This window comes from Paenibacillus antri (genome assembly GCF_005765165.1).
Taxonomy (GTDB): Bacteria; Bacillota; Bacilli; order Paenibacillales; family YIM-B00363; genus Paenibacillus_AE; species Paenibacillus_AE antri.
In genome coordinates this window covers 49,850-67,400 of the sequence record NZ_VCIW01000011.1, presented here as the reverse complement: position 1 = coordinate 67,400, position 17,551 = coordinate 49,850, and the positions used below count along the sequence as shown (strand labels likewise).

Here is a 17,551-nt window from a genome sequence, read left to right as displayed (position 1 = left end):
GACTCCGTGAAGAAGCAACTGCTGACGATATGCGCGTTCCTGGCGTTGATTACCGGGATCGCGCTCCATTGGACCGCCGGCGCGGAGGCGGACGCCCCTCTGACGTACGATGCGGAGAGCGTCTACCGCCGTTCCGGGGCCGCCGTGTTTTACTTGCGGGCGCTGAACGCGGACGGAGGCGTCCGCACGACCGGGACGGGGGTGGTCCTATCCGCCGGAGGCGCGGCGGCCACCGCCTATCACGTCGTGAAGGGGGCGGACCGGCTTGAGGCGGTATTTCCGGACGGGACGAGCGTCTCTCCGGTGACCGTCGTCGCATACGACGAGAGCAAGGACGCCGCAGTGCTGGCGCTTCCGAAGCGCAAAAGCGCGTATCCGGCGATGGAGCTTCGCGCGGACCCGATGGCGTTCGGGGCGAAGGCGTTCGCGATCGGCTACCCGCTGAAGGAAACGCCGATCATCACGGAAGGGATCGTCAACAATCCCGCCGCGGAAATCAACGGCCGCGATCGGCTGCTCGTCTCCGCCGCGATCGCGAGCGGCATGTCCGGCGGTCCGATCGTGGATGAAGAGGGGCGTATCGCGGGCATCGTCTCGGGCTCGCTCCGGACGATGAACAACATTCATCTCGGCGTCGAGATCGAGGAGATTCGCAAGCTCCTTGCTGCCGACGAGTAAGGAAAATGCGCGTAGAGGGTTCCCGGCCGCCGTTCGCGGCCGGGCGACCCTCTGTTCGCGTTTTCTGGAAGGATTGACGCTGCTGACGAGATGCGAAAAATGCAGGTATTCGGTCGGCAGAAGGCGCCTTTTCGCGGTAGAAAGGGAAGTGTGCAGGCAATCTAAGGGTTTCGGGCGGGAAGCGCGCTAAATAACTGCAGTTCCGCAGGCGACGGAATTCGCTGCATTCGCGCAGAGACATATCGGCGTTCGAACGGCATACAATGGTTAACGGACATGCCTGACGCGGACATGCCGAGCCTGAGCTCGCAGCGGCCGAAGCCGCCTTCTTTGCATCGGCCGTACGATGGCCTTCCCGCGACGGAAGGTCGCTTCCTTGCCCGAAATTCAACGGTTATGCTATGATGTTCTCATTGCTTATGCTATCATTTACCTTCATACGGGCGGAACGCGCCCGATTTTGGTACAGGCTTTAATACGCGTCAGGAGGTTGCCACCATGTGGACGGTCATCTATATCGCTCCCACGGCAAAAATCGCGGAACGGATCCGACAGAAGCTGACGGACGAAGGGTTTCTGGTACAAGTCCGACCGATCAACTTGACGAAGCAGCAGTTCGAGATTTTGGTCCCCGAAGGCGAAGTGGGCGACGTTCAGGAAGTGCTGACGACCATTCTTCATATGTAATTGCGGGCTTGCCGCATGCAACGAATTTCGCTTCTGTGAGGTGTGCTTGTGAACGTAAGAGACTGGTTTTCGCATAAACGGAAATACGCCACGATTCCCTCTCCGAATGCCAAACATGAGATCCCTGAAGGATTAATGAATAAATGTCCGAAATGCGGCCACATTCAATTCAGCAAAGAGGTCGAAAAGAACCTTAAGGTATGCGCCTCCTGCGGGCATCACCAGAAGCTGAACGCCTACGAGCGCGTCGAGCTGACGATGGATGAGGGCCGTCTTTTTGAGTACGACTCCGACATGATTTCGGAAGATCCGCTAGAGTTCCCGGGTTATGCGAAGAAGCTGCAGCAGCAGCAGGAGAAGAGCGGACTGTTGGACGCCGTCGTGACCGGGGAAGGGACGATCGGCGGATTTCCCGTCGTGCTTGCGGTCATGAGCTTCGATTTCTTCAGCGGCAGCATGGGATCGGTCGTAGGCGAGAAGATCACGAGAGCGATCGAGAAGGCTACCCAGAAAAACTACCCGCTGATCATCTTCTCCACGTCGGGCGGAGCTAGAATGCAAGAGAGCATCTTAAGTCTCATGCAGATGGCGAAGACGTCCGCGGCGCTCGAGAAGCACAGCGAGCAAGGCGGCTTGTTCGTGTCGGTGTTCACCGACCCGACGCTCGGCGGCGTCTCGGCGAGCTTCGCGATGCTCGGCGACGTCATTCTCGCGGAGCCGGGCGCGATCGTCGGCTTTACCGGCCGCATCGTCATCGAACAGACGATCCGCCAGAAGCTGCCGGAAAACTTCCAGACGGCGGAGTTCGACTTGGCTCACGGCCAGATCGACAAGGTCGTGCACCGGAAGGACATGCGCCAAACATTAATCCAACTGCTCGACTTGCACGCGGTGAGGGGAGGTACGTCCGATGCCGGGTGAGATGAATTTCGAGAAACCTTTGGTGGAGCTTCGCCAGAAGATCGACGAGCTGAAGGCGTTCAGCGCCGAACGCGGGATCGACTTCGCCGACGAAATCGCCAGACTCGAGGAGCGTTACGCAAGGCTCGAGCAAGAGCTGTACGCGGACATGAAGCCGGCGCAGCGGATGCAGCTGGCGCGGCACGCGCTGCGACCGACGACGGTCGATTACGTCCAGCATATGTTCACGGATTTCATCGAGTTTCATGGCGATCGGATGTATGCCGACGATCTGGCGATCATCGGCGGCATCGCGAAGCTGAACGGCGTGCCGGTGACGGTCGTCGGGCATCAGAAGGGCAAGGACACGAAGGACAATATCGCGCGCCACTTCGGCATGCCGCACCCGGAAGGGTTCCGCAAGGCGCTGCGGCTCATGCGGCAGGCGGACAAGTTCGGCCGGCCGATCGTTACGTTCATCGACACGCCGGGGGCGTACCCGGGCGGCGCCGCCGAGGAACGCAATCAGTCGGAAGCGATCGCGCGCAACTTGATGGAGATGGCGAGGTTCGGCGTGCCGATCGTCTGCGTCGTCATCGGGGAAGGCGGCAGCGGCGGCGCGCTCGCGCTCGGCGTGGGCAACCGCGTGCTCATGCTCGAGAACGCCATCTATTCCGTCAGTTCTCCGAACGCCGCGGCCTCGATTCTGTGGAAGGACGCCTCCAAGGCGGACCAAGCCGCGGAAGCGATGCGCATCACGGCGAAGGATATGCTCGAGCTCGAGATCGTCGAGACGGTCGTGCCCGAGCCGAAGGGCGGCGCGCACCGCGACGTGGCCGAACAGGCGGCTAGCATCAAGGAAGCCGTATGGACGCATCTTCAGGAGCTGATGAAGATGACGCCGGAGCAGCTGCGCGAGGATCGATATCATAAATTCCGGAAAATTGGAAAGTTTACTTATATCCCGCGTTGACCTGCAGCAAAGGATCGCCGGCGTGACGAAGCTCACATCCCGGCGTTCTTTGTGCGTTTAGAATTCTTATGAGTATACGAACGTTCGATTCGCCGGAGGGGACAACCCTTCCGACGTTGTAGATAAAAGCAGTAATGTGTTGGTAAATAGGGAGGAGCAAAAACCATGCGCAAGACAAAAATCGTATGTACGATCGGCCCCGCATCGGAATCGCCGGAAAACCTGAAGAAGCTGGTGCTCGCCGGCATGAACGTCGCTCGGCTGAACTTTTCGCACGGAGATTTCGAAGAGCACGGCGGACGCATCACGAACATTAAGAAGGTTCGCGAGGAGCTCGGCAAGACGGTTTCCATCCTTCTCGATACGAAGGGGCCGGAAATCCGCCTCGGCAAGCTGAAGGAAGAGCCGATCGAGCTCGTGCAAGGCGAGACGATTACGCTGACGACCGAAGAGATTTTAGGCGATCGCAACCGCGTGCCGGTCAGCTACAACCAGCTGCCGCAAGACGTGCACGTCGGCTCGACGATCCTGATCGACGACGGCCTCATCGGGCTGCGCGTCGAGGAGATCAAGGGCACGGATATCGTCTGCCGCATCGTGAACAACGGTCCGATCAAGAGCCGCAAGGGCGTCAACGTGCCGGGCGTGCGCATCAACCTGCCGGGCATTACGGAGAAGGACGCGGCGGACATCCGCTTCGGCATTCAGCAAGGCATCGACTTCATCGCGGCTTCGTTCGTCCGCAAGGCGAGCGACGTCATGGAAATTCGCGCCATTCTCGAAGAGCATAACGCGCAGCATATCCAGATCATCTCCAAGATCGAAAATCAAGAAGGCGTGGACAATCTCGCCGAAATTCTCGAGGTGTCCGACGGCTTGATGGTCGCTCGCGGCGACCTCGGCGTAGAAATTCCGGCGGAAGAAGTGCCGCTCGTGCAGAAGCGGATGATCGAGATGTGCAACCGCGCCGGCAAGCCGGTCATTACGGCGACGCAGATGCTCGATTCGATGCAGCGCATGCCGCGCCCGACGCGCGCGGAAGCCAGCGACGTGGCGAACGCGATCTTCGACGGCACGGACGCGACGATGCTGTCCGGCGAGACGGCGGCGGGCAAGTACCCGGTCGAGTCGGTCCAGACGATGGCGCGCATCGCCGAGCGGGCGGAATCCGCGCTCGAATACCGCGAAATTTTCCTTCGCCAAGCGAACGCGCAGCAGACGAGCGTGACGGAAGCGATCTCGCAGGCGGTCGCCAACTCGGCGCTCGACCTCGACGCGAAGGCGATCATTACGCCGACGGAGTCGGGCTACACGGCGCGCATGGTATCGAAGTACCGTCCGAAGGCGCCGATCATCGCGGTCACGCCGGACGAGTCCGTCATGCGCCGTCTCAACCTCGTGTTCGGCGTGTTCCCGGTGAAGGGCGAGGAAGCCGCGAATACGGACGAGCTGTTCGATATGTCCGTCTCGGCGGCGCAGCGCAGCGGTCTGGTCCACCACGGCGATCTCGTCGTCATTACGGCGGGCGTGCCGGTCGGCCGATCGGGCGCGACGAACCTGATCAAGATCCATCAGATCGGCCAGATGATCGCCAAGGGCCAAGGCATCGGCACGCAGAGCGCTAGCGGCAAGGTCGTCGTCGCGCGGAGCGCGAAGGAAGCGCTCGAGAAGACGCAAGCGGGCGACATTCTCGTGACGATCTCGACCGATAAGGACTATGTGCCGGCGTTCGAACGCGCGTCCGCGATCATTACGGAATCCGGCGGCATTACGTCGCATGCGGCCGTCGTGGCGCTCAGCCTCGGCATGCCGGTCATCGTCGGCGTGAAAGACGCGACGAACCTCTTGCAGGAAGGCGCGGAAGTGTCCGTATACGCGGAACTCGGAGTCATTTATTCCGGCAAGTCGAACGTATTATAAGAATAACCCCTATCGAAGCAATGGCGAGGAAGCGGGTACGTCGTTAAGCGGAAGGTTTTCTTCCGAGATCAGGGAGTAGGGGCGAACGAAGCAAGTTCAGTCTGATCTCTAAATATATACCGACTTACAAGCACGCTGCTCGGGCGGCGCCGTCCGGCGCCGCCCTTGTCGTCGTCGGCGAAGGAGAGGGGAGCGGAGCATGTCCTGGCATGAGGTAACGGTCCGGGTGCGATATCAGGAGACGGACGCGATGGGCGTCGTCTATCACGGCAATTACTTAACATGGTTCGAGATCGCGCGCACCGACTGGACGCGGGCGCACGGCTTCGCATACCGCGCGATCGAAGAGCGGGGGCTGCTGCTGCCGGTCGTCGACATTACGATTCAGTATAAGCACCCGGCCCGCTACGACGACGAGGTCGTCGTCCGGTGCAGAATCAAGGAGCTGGGGCCGGTGCGCCTGTCGTTCGAATACGAAATCGCGCGCGCGGACGAACCGGATCGACTCCTTGTCGCCGGCACGTCCACGCATGTGTGGGTCGACCGCGAGTGGAAGCCGGTGCGCTTGTCCAAGGCGGCCCCCGACATCTACGAGGCGTTGTCCCAAGCCGCCGAGAGGAGGGAATAATCGATGTTCCGATGGTTGGTGCTCCTGATGGTGCTCGTTCCCGCGCTCGAGATTTGGATTTTGCTCGAGACGGGGCGGCTGATCGGCGGCTGGCAGACGTTCGCTTTGATCGTGGTCATGGGCTTCGCCGGGGCGTATCTCGCGAAGCGCGAAGGCCGCCGCGTGCTCGAATACGCGAGAATGGAAATGTCGCGCGGCATCGTTCCGACGTCGTCGATTCTGGACGGCATTTGCATTTTCGCCGGCGGTTTGTTGATGCTGACCCCCGGGTTCCTGAGCGATGCGCTCGGGATCGTACTGGTGTTTCCGGGGACGAGGTTCTTTTTCAAAGGAGCGCTCTTGAAGTTCATCAAACGGAAGATCGACCGGGGCGAGCTGCGATTCTTCCGATAAATTCGCGTCTTTACAAAACCTTAACATGATTGGAGTCGGGAGAAGCGGTACGATGAAGGTGAACAGGATTCGGCGCGGAGGGTGGTACGGCGTGACCAAGAAAGACCATGCGGCTAGGGATGTAAGCAATCGCTACGTCAATCGCGACTTGAGCTGGCTGCAATTCAATCGGAGGGTGCTGGAGGAAGCGCAGGACCCGGATACGCCGCTGCTGGAGCGGGTGAAATTTCTGTCGATCGTCTCGTCGAATTTCGACGAATTCATGAGCGTGCGGGTCGCGGGCATGATCGATCAGATCAAGGCGGGTTATCAGAAGAAGGATTTCTCCGGCTATACGCCTTCCGGCCTCGTCAAGCGTATCATGAAGCGCACGGGCGAGCTTGTGCACGATCAATACAAAACGTATCGGGAGCTTATGCGGCTGCTCGCGAAGGAAGGCATCTGCTGCGTCTCGGAGTACGACGACCTGAACGCGACGCAGCGCGCGGCGATGGACCGATTCTACCACGACATCGTGTTCCCGGTATTGACGCCGATGGCGGTCGATCAGAGCCGTCCGTTCCCGTTGGTGCATACGCTCGGCGTGTACCTCGCGGTCGTGCTGCGACGCGACGGCGACATCGACGAGGAACCGTATTTCGCGATCGTGCAAGTGCCTTCGATTTTGCAGCGGACGGTGCAGCTGCCCCGTCGGCAAAACAGCAAGAAGCTCGAATTCATCCTCATGGAGACGATCATCAAGCGGCATATTCATTCGTTGTTTACGGGATACGTGCCGATCGCCGTCCACTCGTTCCGTCTGACGCGCAACGCGGATATGACGCTCAACGAGGAAGGCGCGGAGGACTTGCTCGAAGAAATCGAAAAGGAGCTCCGCAAACGTCGTTGGGGTTCGCCCGTCCGTCTCGAAATCGAGAAAGGCATGCACCCGTACGCGCTCGAGATGCTGCAGGAGGAATTCGAAGTCGACGATCACGTCTTCGTGTACGACGGTCCGCTCGACCTGACGTTCCTGATGAAGTTCGCGGCGACGCTGCCGGGGTACGACGCGCTCCGGTATCCGCCGGTGAAGCCCGTCTATCCGAAGGAGCTCGTCGACGAGGAGGGCAAGGCGGGCGGCGATCTGTTCGCGGCGTTCACCAAGCAGGACGTGCTCGTGCATCACCCGTACGAGTCGTTCGACGCGGTCACCGACTTCGTCACGCAGGCGGCGCACGATCCGAAGGTGCTGGCGATCAAGATGACGTTGTACCGGGTGAGCGGCAACTCGCTGCTCGTGCAGTCGCTGCAGCAGGCGGCCGAGGCGGGGAAGCAGGTGACGGTCGTCGTCGAGCTGAAGGCGCGGTTCGACGAGGAACGCAACATCGCGTGGGCGCGCCGGCTGGAGCAGTCGGGCTGTCACGTCGTCTACGGCCTCGTCGGGCTGAAGACGCACGCGAAGCTGCTGCTCGTCGTCCGGCAAGAGTCGAGCGGCTTGCGCCGGTACGTCCATGTCGGCACCGGCAACTATAACGACGCGACCGCGAAGCTGTACACGGACGTCGGTTTGTTTACGTCGCATCCCGTGATCGGCGAGGACGCGTCGGCGTTGTTCAACGAGATGACCGGCTACTCGGCGCCGCGGGATTGGAAGGCGCTCAGCGTGGCGCCGAACGGGCTGCGCGATCAGCTGTTCCGGCTCATTCGCCGCGAAGCGGACAACGCGCGGGCGGGGAAGCCGGCGCGCATCGTGGCGAAGATCAATTCGCTTTCGCATCAGGAGATCATCGACGTCTTATACGAGGCGAGCCAAGCGGGCGTGAAGATCGAGCTGATCGTGCGCGGCGTCTGCAGCTTGCGTCCCGGCGTGCCGGGGCTGTCGCAGAACGTGCGCGTCATCTCGATCGTGGACCGGTTCCTCGAGCATTCGCGGGTGTTTTATTTCGAAAACGGGGGCGACCCCGAGGTGTACATCGCCAGCGCGGATTGGATGACTCGCAACTTGACGCGCCGGATCGAGCTGATGTGCCCGGTGTTCGACCGGAAAATCCGGCAGAGCTTGATTCATCTGCTGGAGCTGGCGCTCCGGGACAACGTCAAGGCGCGGGAGCTGCTCTCGAGCGGCGCGTACGCGAGGGTGAAGGGCGGCGGTGCGCCGCTGCGAAGCCAATTCGAGGCGCTGAAGATCGAGAAGTGGAAGGTGCGGTAGGTTGTTTCGAGGGGGAACCCGCTCGGCAGTGTCGTGGCCGAGCGGGTTTTCTGCGTTATGGAAGTGCCGTGCTTAGTGTCAAATATGCGCTTATTCGCGGCAATAAGCTCAGGCTTGAGCTTATTTTCGTGCTGGTGGCGGCGCGGGCGGCGGTATGGCGGGAGGAACGAAGTCCGTGTGCGGGCGATAGTGTCAAATATGCGCTTATTCGTCGGAATAAGCTCAGAATTGAGCTTATGTTCGAGGATGGTGGCGGGCGGGCGGCGGTGTGGCGGGAGGAACGGAGTCCGTGTGCGGGCGATAGTGTCAAATTTTGAGTTATTGGTCGAAATAAGCTCAAAATTTGAGCTTATATTTTTCTCGTCTGCGGCGGATGGCAGAGCAACATAGGACGGAGACGGACGATCGTGTCAAAATTTGAGCAGTTGGGCGAAATGAGCTCAAATTTTGAGCAGTTTGTCTCTGCGGAGGTGCCGGGGGCGGCGTTGTGGCGGGGAAACGCGAAGTGCGGGCGGACGATCGTGTCAAAATTTGAGCAGTTAAGCGAAATGGGATCAAATTTTGAGCAGTTTGTCTCTGCGGAGGTGCCGGGTGCGGCGTTGTGGCGGGGAAACACGAAGTGCGGGCGGTCGATCGTGTCATAATTTGAGCAGTTGGGCGAAATGAGCTCAAATTTTGAGCAGTTTGTCTCTGCGGAGGTGCCGGGGGCGGCGTTGTGGCGGGGAAACGCGAAGTGCGGGCGGTCGATCGTGTCAAAATTTGAGCAGTTAAGCGAAATGGGATCAAATGTTGAGCAGTTCGTTTCTGCGGAGGTGCCGGGGGCGGCGGTTTGTCGGGGGAACGCGGGATGCGGGCGCGCGATCGTGTCAAAATTTGAGCAGTTAAGCGAAATGGGATCAAATGTTGAGCAGTTCGTTTCTGCGGAGGTGCCGGGGGCGGCGGTTTGTCGGGGGAACGCGGGATGCGGGCAGGCGATTGTGCCGCCAGTGATGTTGCATCGGGAAAAATTGTGGTATACTTTATGAAACACAGTTTCACCAAATGAAACGAAGGGGTGACCCGACATGACATTCGTTTTCGAGGGCATCGACCATATTCAATTGGCCGCGCCGGCGGGATGCGAGGAAGCGGCGCGTACGTTCTTCTCCGGCACCCTGGGCTGGAACGAGCTGCCGAAGCCCGAAGCGCTCGCAGGGCGCGGAGGCGTCTGGTTCCAATGCGGAAGGCATCAGGTGCATGTCGGGGTGCAGGCGGACTTCGTGCCGGCCGCGAAGGCGCACCCGGCGTTCGCGGTCGCCGGGATCGACGCGCTGCGCGAGCGTCTCGCGAAGAGCGGCGTCTCGGTGATCGACGACGACGCCAGAGCGGACGAAGGGGTCGTCCGCTTCTATGCGAACGACCCCTTCGGGAACCGGTTGGAGTTTATGGAGACGGCGACTCGACGATCTGCAGAGTAAGGCCCCACGACTTGCCGAAATCCTTCGTCAGCGACTGCAGCTCGCGCCGTTCGATGTCCCACGCGCGCCGCGGCTTCACGGCGAGGCGCAGCTCCCGCCCGATCGCCCGGGCGGACAGCGTCGCGATCGGCTGCGTCCCGCTGCGGTCGAGCGCGACGGCGACCTGCAGCAGCGCGCCGAGCCGGACGATCAAGCCGAAGTCGGTTTCGGCGAGCAGATCGCGATGCGCCGCGAACAGCGGCTTCAGCCGCTTCTCGCTCTTGAACGACGCGATCAAGGCGCATAACAGAATCTCGCGATGCGTCAAGCCGTTCACGCGCGAGTGCGCCATCAAGTAGTAGGTATGCTTGTAGTAGTTATAGTAATTGATTGAGATGCCGATCCGGTACAAGAGAGCGGCGACGTGCAAGTACGTGCCGACCCGTCCGCCGTAGCCGTGTTCCTCGGTCAAGTCCGCGAACAGCTTCATCGCGAGCCGCTCCACATGCAGCACATGCTTCAGCGAGACGGATGGGTGCAGGGCGAGCAGATTGTGCACGCTGTGCTCCAGAACGTCGGTGAACTGCGGCGCGTCCGGACGGAACGTCTCGAAGAAGACGCCGTCGCGAAGCCCCGAGCCGCTGATCACGTAATGCGATGCGCCGCTTACGCGGAACAGGGTATGGAGAATCAGCAGGCCGGGTACAATAATGTCCGCGCGGTCTTTGGAAAGTCCTTCTATTCGCTTGCGCTGCTCGAGCTTCGCGCCGGCGAGCCGCGCCAGCCAGTCGTCCACGGACTGCTCCGTCATCTGGTAATGATGGGTGATCGGAAGCGAGTACTTGCGATCGCGCTGATCGACCTTACATAACGTACGAATCGTGCCGCCGAGACCGACGAGCGGCAAGCCCGGCGCCGAGGCGATCCACGGTTCGTCCCGCGCGGCGTCTTCGACCATTCGCACGATGGCCTGAGCGCCGGCTTCGTCGATGTCGCCGTTCTTCCCGAACCGCTTCATCGTATTGACGGCGCCGAACGGGAACGAGACGCTCTTCAAGACGGCGCGGTCCCGGAACAACAGCACTTCCGTGCTCCCGCCGCCGATGTCGATGACGAAGCCGTCCTTGATGTCGATGGCGTTGATCATGCCGAGGAAGCCGAGCCGCGCTTCCTCGGCGCCCGAGAGCACTTCGACGGCGAGGCCCGTCCGTTCCGTCAGCTCGCGGGCGATTCCCGCGCTGTCGGGGGAGTTGCGCACGGCGGCGGTCGCGACGGCGCGAATGCGCGAAGCGCCATGGTGCTCGCACAGCAGCTGGAACCGTCGAAGCGTGTCGGTAATGTATTGCATATCGCTCTCCGCGATGCGGCCGTCCTTATCCAGCCGTTCGCTGAGGCGAGCGGATTCTTTCGTTTCGTCGATGACGCGGTACGCGCCAGACGCCGTGCATTCGTAGACGACTAGACGGATCGAGTTGGAGCCGATGTCGATGATGCCGATGCGTTCCATGAGCGCCATCCTCCTCGAAATTCGTGTGCGGCGGAGCAAACATTAGCAATATTGTAACCGAGTTTGCGCGGGAAGGAAATGTTCGCGAAAAATGCTTTATGATCGTGATAATGAAGTTTTATGCCGTATTTTGTTTCCTTCTGGCATCAAGTCCGGTATCATGGAAATAAGATGCTGCAATAGAAATCATGATCTTTACGGAAAAAGGAGCGTGTAACCCATGACGGTCACCAAAGGGCTCGAAGGCATCGTCGCTACGACATCCTCGGTCAGTTCCATCATAGACGGCGTCCTCACGTACCGCGGTTACGATATCGACGACCTGGCGGAGAACGCCAGCTACGAAGAAGTCGTATACTTGCTCTGGAACGGCAAACTGCCGAACCGCGAGGAATTAAACGGCTTACTGAAAGACCTTAGCGACAACGCTTCGATCCCGCAACAAGTCGTCGACTTGCTGCGCAGCTTCCCGAAAGAAGCGAACTCGATGGCGGCGCTCCGCTCGGCGGTATCGGCGCTCGCCTTGTTCGACGCCGAAGCGCACGACTTCGACATCGACACGAACAAGCGCATCGCGATTCGCCTTCAGGCGAAGCTGCCGACGATCGTCGCGGCGTTCGCCCGCATTCGCCAAGGCCTCGAGCCGGTAGCGCCGAAGGCGGGAGCGAAGGTAGCGGAGAACTTCTTGTATATGCTGACCGGCAAAGAGCCGGACGCGGTCGCGATCGAAGCGCTCGACAAGGCGCTCGTCCTTCATGCGGACCACGAGCTGAACGCGTCGACGTTCGCGGCGCGCGTCACGGTCGCGACGTTATCCGACATGTACTCCGGCGTGACGTCGGCGATCGGCGCGCTTCGCGGACCGCTGCACGGCGGCGCGAACGAAGCCGTCATGGCGATGCTCGAAGACATCGGCAGCATGGAGAACGTAGAAGCGTACGTTCAGGACAAGCTGGACAAGAAAGAGAAAATCATGGGCTTCGGTCACCGCGTCTATAAGAACGGCGATCCGCGCGCGAAGCATCTGCAGAAGATGTCCCGCGAGCTCGGCAAGCTGACGGGCGATATGAAGTGGTACGAGATGTCGATTCAAATCGAAGACATCGTCACGGGGCAGAAGGGTCTGAAGCCGAACGTCGACTTCTACTCCGCATCCGTGTACACCGCGCTCGAAATTCCGCGCGACTTGTTCACGCCGATCTTCGCCATCTCCCGCGTATCGGGCTGGACGGCGCACATTCTCGAGCAATACGAGAACAACCGTCTCATCCGTCCGCGCGCCGAGTACGTCGGCCCGACGAATCAGAAGGTCGGGCCGATCGAACAGCGGAAGTAAGACGCGAACGGACACGCAGCGACGGCGGCGCGGGCGGGACGTTCGACGGCGAGGCCGTCGAATATCCCGCTCCGCTTATGAAAGAACATTATCGTAAATCAGGAGGAGAACAATCAAGATGGTACAATTCGAACAATACGCCCTTCCGACGGAAGGCGAACGCATTACGATCGACGCGAACGGCAAGCTGAACGTCCCGAATCACCCGATTATCCCGTTCATCGAGGGCGACGGCACGGGCCCGGACATCTGGAACGCGTCCAAGCGCATCCTCGACGCGGCAGTAGAGAAGGCGTACAAGGGCGAGAAGAAAATCGCATGGTACGAAGTGTTCGCCGGCGAGAAGGCGTTCAATACATATAACTCCTGGCTTCCGGCCGATACGCTGACCGCGATTCGCGAGTACATCGTCGCGATCAAAGGTCCGCTGACGACGCCGGTAGGCGGCGGCATCCGTTCCTTGAACGTCGCGCTGCGCCAAGAGCTCGACTTGTACACTTGCTTGCGTCCGGTTCGCTACTTCGCGGGCGTACCTTCGCCGGTGAAGCGTCCGGAGCTCGTCGACATGGTCATCTTCCGCGAAAACACGGAGGATATCTACGCGGGCATCGAGTACCAAGCGGAAAGCGCGGACGTGCAGAAGGTCATCTCGTTCTTGCAGAACGAGATGGGCGTGAAGAAAATCCGTTTCCCGGAGACGTCCGGCATCGGGATCAAGCCGGTATCGAAGGAAGGCTCGACGCGCCTCGTGCGCGCGGCGATCGAATACGCGATCAAGCACGGCCGCAAGAGCGTAACGCTCGTGCACAAGGGCAACATCATGAAGTACACGGAAGGCGCGTTCAAGAACTGGGGTTACGAGCTGGCGGAAGCCGAGTTCGGCGACAAGACGTTCACGTGGGCGCAATACGACCGCATTAAGGAAGAGCAAGGCGCGGACGCGGCGAACGCGGCGCAGAAGGCTGCGGAAGCGGCAGGCAAGATCATCGTGAAGGACGCGATCGCGGATATCGCGCTGCAGCAAGTGCTGACGCGCCCGACCGATTTCGACGTCATCGCGACGCTGAACCTGAACGGCGACTACTTGTCCGACGCGCTCGCGGCGCAAGTCGGCGGCATCGGCATCGCGCCGGGCGCCAACATCAACTACGTCACCGGTCACGCGATCTTCGAAGCGACCCACGGCACGGCTCCGAAGTACGCCGGTCTCGACGTCGTGAACCCGGGCTCCGTAACGCTCTCCGGCGTTATGATGCTCGAGCACCTCGGCTGGCTGGAAGCGGCCGACCTGATCTACAAGGGCATGGAGAAGACGATCGCCGATAAGACGGTAACGTATGACTTCGCACGCCTGATGGAAGGCGCGACGGAAGTGAAGACGTCCGAGTTCGCGAACCTTCTCATCAAAAACATGGGCTAATATCGGTTTCATCGATCGGGCAAATATCGAACAGCGATGTTCTTTATTTGCCCGATTTTCCATATGTACTATTTTAGGAGGGAATTAACTTATGACGATTCGTCGCAACAAAATCACGGTCGTAGGCGCGGGCTTCACCGGCGCGACGACGGCATTGATGCTCGCGCAGAAGGAACTCGGAGACGTCGTCCTCGTCGACATCCCGCAGCTCGAGAACCCGACGAAAGGCAAGGCGCTCGACATGCTCGAGGCGTCCCCCGTGCAAGGGTTCGACAGCAACATCGTCGGCACGTCCAGCTACGAAGACGCCGCGGGCTCCGACATCGTCATCATAACGGCCGGCATCGCGCGCAAGCCGGGCATGAGCCGAGACGATCTCGTGAGCACGAACGCGGGCATCGTGAAGTCGGTCTGCGAGCAAGTGAAGGAAAAGTGCCCGAACGCGTACGTCATCATCCTGTCCAACCCGGTCGACGCGATGACGTACGTCGCGAACGAGACGCTCGGCTTTCCGAAAAACCGCGTCATCGGCCAGTCCGGCGTGCTGGACTCGGCGCGCTACCGCACGTTCATCGCGCAGGAGCTGAACGTCTCCGTAGAAGACGTCGTCGGCGTCGTGCTCGGCGGTCACGGCGACGACATGGTACCGCTCGTGCGGTACACGTCCGTAGGCGGCGTGCCGATCGAGAAGCTCATCCCGAAGGAGCGGATCGACGCGATCGTGCAGCGCACGCGCACGGGCGGCGGCGAGATCGTGGGCCTGCTCGGGAACGGCAGCGCGTACTACGCGCCGGCGGCTTCGCTCGTGCAGATGACGGAGGCGATTCTCAAGGACAAGAAGCGCATTCTGCCGACGATCGCGCTGCTCCAAGGCGAGTACGGGTACGAGAATTTGTTCATGGGCGTCCTGACCGTGCTCGGCGGGGACGGCATCGAGAAAATTATCGAGATCGAGCTGACGCCGGAAGAGAAAGCGGCGCTCGACAAGTCCGCGGAATCGGTCCGCAATGTCATTAAGATCGTGCAAGGCTAACCGTTCGCCGGGCGCGGACGGACGGGAAGAGGCCGCCTTCGAAGCAGTTCGCTGCTCCGGGGGCGGCCTTTTTCCATTGGAGATTTATGTATAACATTCCGAGAACTACCCATGATAATAGCTAGCCAAGGCGACCGCGTGCGCGAAGGACTCGGTTTCAATTTAAGGAGGCAATGAATCGACATGTCTATACACCTTGAGACGGAGCTCCGGACGGAACCGCCGATCGAAAACAGCGCGAGGCTGACGTCGGCCGAGGTCGCGAATCTCTGGACTCAATATACGAATGACACTTTAGCGATTTGTTTCATTACCCATGCCCTTACGAACGCTAGGGATCAAGAGGTCCGTTCCATTTTGGAGTTGGCGCTCGAGTTGTCGAAGACGCATGTCGGCAAGTCGAAGGAGTTCTTAAGTCAGGAAGGCTATGCGATTCCGAAAGGGTTTACCGAAGAGGATATCGTTAACCCGAGCGCTCCGGCGCTATTTTCCGACGACTTTCTGTTGAATTATTTCTTCGTCATGGCCCTGCTCGGTTTGACGAGTTACGCCGGCGCGTTATCCACTTCGGCGCGGCGAGACCAACGCGAATATTTCAAACAATGCAATGCGGAAACGGCGGAGCTGTTCGATCGAGTCGTGGACGCGATGGTGAGGAAGGGACTCTATGTCCGTCCGGCGATTCTTCACGCGCCGCAAACCGTCGATTTCGTCGAGAAGCAAAACTACTTGGCCGGCTGGTTCGGCAGGGAAAGACCGCTGAACGCCATCGAAATCGGCAGCGTGTTTTACAATATGATAAAGGTCGATTTGAAGACCGTCTTGGAGATGGCGTTCAGCCAAGTCGTCCAGTCCGACGAGGTTCGCAAATATATGCAACGAGCCGTGCAGCTCTGTCAAGAACAGTTCATGGTTCTGGAGCAGCGGCTGGCCGAAGACGATCTTCCCCCGCCGAGAAAATGGGAGTCCGAAGTGACGAATTCGACGACGCCCGCTTTCTCGGACAAGCTGATGCTCTTTCATGTGGTTACGCTCCTCTCCGCATCAGCGGCGTTCTACGGGGCAGGCTTGTCGGTCTCGCAGCGGCGGGATTTGGCGGTGCAATACTCGAGGCTGATCGGCGAGATGGGACTGCTCGCCGAAGACGGGGTCAACCTCATGATCAAGAACGGCTGGATGGAACAGCCGCCCGGCGCCATCGACCGCGACGCGCTGCTGGAAAAAAAGTGATCCCTCCCCAAGAAGCTCTAAGCCTCCGAATCGTCTCTTCCCGTTGGTAAACGAGTATAGGATAAGCTATACTTGAGGTTGGAACATTCTAGCAACGGATGGAGGAAATACGAATATGGTCGAGTTTGTATTGTTTTTGCACGTTCTCGGTTCTTTGGCGGTCGGCTTCTACTTGCTGCTGCCGTTCGTCGCGATGAGGCTGTCGGGACTGGATCCGCATGCGCAGGTCGGCTTCGCCAAAGGCATCTTCGGCCTGAATCGGATCGGACAGTGGCTCTTGATCGTGCAATTTTTGACGGGGGGATACCTCATCAGCAAGGCGGGCGTCAGCGTTCCGTGGATGATCGTCGTCATCGTCTTGTTCGTCGCGCTCGGCGCGATGTCCGGCATGATCGCGGGTCCGCTGAAGCGCATCATCGCGAACGGCGGCGAAGGGAAGGCGGCCGCGGCGAAGGACGCATCCAAGCTGTCGACGTTCAGCGGGGTCGCTTCCCTTCTCGTCCTCGTCCTCTTGATCCTGATGTATTATTCGGACATCATCTAACCTGCATGGAGAGCCATTTTTTCTCGTATTTGTACCGCCTTCGCTATATCGACCGCTGGAGCTTGATGCGGAACACGCATAAGGAGTCGGTCGCCGTCCATTCGTATTACGTGGCGGCGCTGGCTCATCTGCTGTGCACGATCGCGAACGAGGCGTTCGGCAAGGCGGTGCCGACGGATCGCGTCGTGTCGATGGCGCTGTTTCACGACGCGACCGAGGTGTTCGTCGGCGACGTGGCCGCCCCCGTCAAGGCGAGCAACCCGGACGTGCGGCGCAGCTTCCGCGAGATCGAGAAGGCGGCCGCCGATTCCATCGTCCGCATGATTCCGGAGCCGCTCCGGGACGTGTACGAGCCGCTCGTGCACGGGCACGACGACGCGCTGTACGTCTGGGTCAAGGCCGCCGACCTGCTCGACGCGTACTTGAAGGCGCTGTCCGAGCTGACGGCGGGCAACCGCGAATTCGCGGTCGCCAAGGCGCAACTCGAGGCGTCGCTGAAGAAGCTGAACATGCCGGAGGTCGACTATTTCCTGACGACGATGGCGCCGTCGTTCGAGAAGACGCTCGACGAGATCGTCGGGACCGAACCGTAAGGAAGAGAACCGCAGCTTGCGTCGGGGAAGACGCGCGCTGCGGTTCTTTTCATGCCGCGCGATATGATATGATAGAGATATATTT

At 60.1% G+C, this 17,551-nt stretch carries 16 protein-coding genes; 15 read left to right on the top strand and 1 reads right to left on the bottom strand.

What is annotated here, in order from left to right:
• Positions 1 to 6 precede the first annotated feature (6 nt).
• From FE782_RS16780 to FE782_RS16740, 9 genes are all read left to right on the top strand, one after another.
• Positions 7 to 678 carry a S1 family peptidase gene (locus tag FE782_RS16780; protein ID WP_138195396.1) on the top strand — a complete coding sequence of 224 codons (672 nt, stop codon included), beginning with the start codon at positions 7 to 9 and terminating at the stop codon, positions 676 to 678.
• A 498-nt stretch (positions 679 to 1,176) separates the two neighbouring features.
• Entirely contained in the window at positions 1,177 to 1,365 is a 189-nt protein-coding gene (locus tag FE782_RS16775) for a glutamate decarboxylase (protein WP_138195395.1), read from the top strand.
• Positions 1,366 to 1,413: 48 nt separating this feature from the next.
• Positions 1,414 to 2,286, top strand: coding sequence for an acetyl-CoA carboxylase, carboxyltransferase subunit beta (gene accD, locus FE782_RS16770; RefSeq protein ID WP_138195394.1), 873 nt, complete (start codon positions 1,414 to 1,416; stop codon positions 2,284 to 2,286).
• Positions 2,276 to 3,238, top strand: coding sequence for an acetyl-CoA carboxylase carboxyltransferase subunit alpha (locus tag FE782_RS16765; RefSeq protein WP_138195393.1), 963 nt, complete (start codon positions 2,276 to 2,278; stop codon positions 3,236 to 3,238). Before accD ends, FE782_RS16765 begins: the two co-directional genes overlap by 11 nt.
• Positions 3,239 to 3,403: 165 nt before the next feature.
• Positions 3,404 to 5,158 (top strand): pyruvate kinase, encoded by a 1,755-nt coding sequence (gene pyk / locus FE782_RS16760; protein ID WP_138195392.1) that lies wholly within the window; start codon positions 3,404 to 3,406, stop codon positions 5,156 to 5,158.
• A 199-nt stretch (positions 5,159 to 5,357) separates the two neighbouring features.
• Complete coding sequence (locus FE782_RS16755; protein ID WP_138195391.1) at positions 5,358 to 5,786, top strand: acyl-CoA thioesterase; 429 nt, start codon at positions 5,358 to 5,360, stop codon at positions 5,784 to 5,786.
• 3 nt (positions 5,787 to 5,789) lie between these two features.
• Positions 5,790 to 6,179 carry an FxsA family protein gene (locus tag FE782_RS16750; protein ID WP_138195390.1) on the top strand — a complete coding sequence of 130 codons (390 nt, stop codon included), beginning with the start codon at positions 5,790 to 5,792 and terminating at the stop codon, positions 6,177 to 6,179.
• Between the two features lie 52 nt (positions 6,180 to 6,231).
• A complete protein-coding gene (gene ppk1 / locus FE782_RS16745; protein WP_138195389.1) occupies positions 6,232 to 8,367 on the top strand; it encodes a polyphosphate kinase 1 in 2,136 nt (711 codons plus the stop codon).
• A gap of 1,064 nt (positions 8,368 to 9,431) precedes the next feature.
• Positions 9,432 to 9,824, top strand: coding sequence for a VOC family protein (locus tag FE782_RS16740; RefSeq protein ID WP_138195388.1), 393 nt, complete (start codon positions 9,432 to 9,434; stop codon positions 9,822 to 9,824).
• Here the strand turns inward: FE782_RS16740 and FE782_RS16735 are convergent.
• Positions 9,790 to 11,310 (bottom strand): Ppx/GppA family phosphatase, encoded by a 1,521-nt coding sequence (locus FE782_RS16735; RefSeq protein ID WP_238392525.1) that lies wholly within the window; start codon positions 11,308 to 11,310, stop codon positions 9,790 to 9,792. The two genes, FE782_RS16740 and FE782_RS16735, sit on opposite strands and share 35 nt — an antisense overlap.
• A 220-nt stretch (positions 11,311 to 11,530) precedes the next feature.
• Between FE782_RS16735 and citZ the strand changes: the two genes are divergently transcribed.
• From citZ to yfbR, 6 genes are all read left to right on the top strand, one after another.
• Positions 11,531 to 12,646, top strand: coding sequence for a citrate synthase (citZ, locus tag FE782_RS16730; RefSeq protein WP_138195386.1), 1,116 nt, complete (start codon positions 11,531 to 11,533; stop codon positions 12,644 to 12,646).
• A gap of 118 nt (positions 12,647 to 12,764) precedes the next feature.
• Positions 12,765 to 14,066 (top strand): NADP-dependent isocitrate dehydrogenase, encoded by a 1,302-nt coding sequence (gene icd / locus FE782_RS16725; RefSeq protein WP_138195385.1) that lies wholly within the window; start codon positions 12,765 to 12,767, stop codon positions 14,064 to 14,066.
• Between the two features lie 91 nt (positions 14,067 to 14,157).
• Positions 14,158 to 15,099, top strand: coding sequence for a malate dehydrogenase (gene mdh / locus FE782_RS16720; protein ID WP_138195384.1), 942 nt, complete (start codon positions 14,158 to 14,160; stop codon positions 15,097 to 15,099).
• Between the two features lie 183 nt (positions 15,100 to 15,282).
• Positions 15,283 to 16,329, top strand: coding sequence for a DUF3231 family protein (locus FE782_RS16715; protein ID WP_238392524.1), 1,047 nt, complete (start codon positions 15,283 to 15,285; stop codon positions 16,327 to 16,329).
• Between the two features lie 115 nt (positions 16,330 to 16,444).
• Positions 16,445 to 16,873, top strand: coding sequence for a hypothetical protein (locus tag FE782_RS16710; RefSeq protein WP_138195383.1), 429 nt, complete (start codon positions 16,445 to 16,447; stop codon positions 16,871 to 16,873).
• A 5-nt stretch (positions 16,874 to 16,878) separates the two neighbouring features.
• Positions 16,879 to 17,466 carry a 5'-deoxynucleotidase gene (gene yfbR, locus FE782_RS16705; protein WP_138195382.1) on the top strand — a complete coding sequence of 196 codons (588 nt, stop codon included), beginning with the start codon at positions 16,879 to 16,881 and terminating at the stop codon, positions 17,464 to 17,466.
• The last annotated feature ends 85 nt before the right edge of the window (positions 17,467 to 17,551 follow it).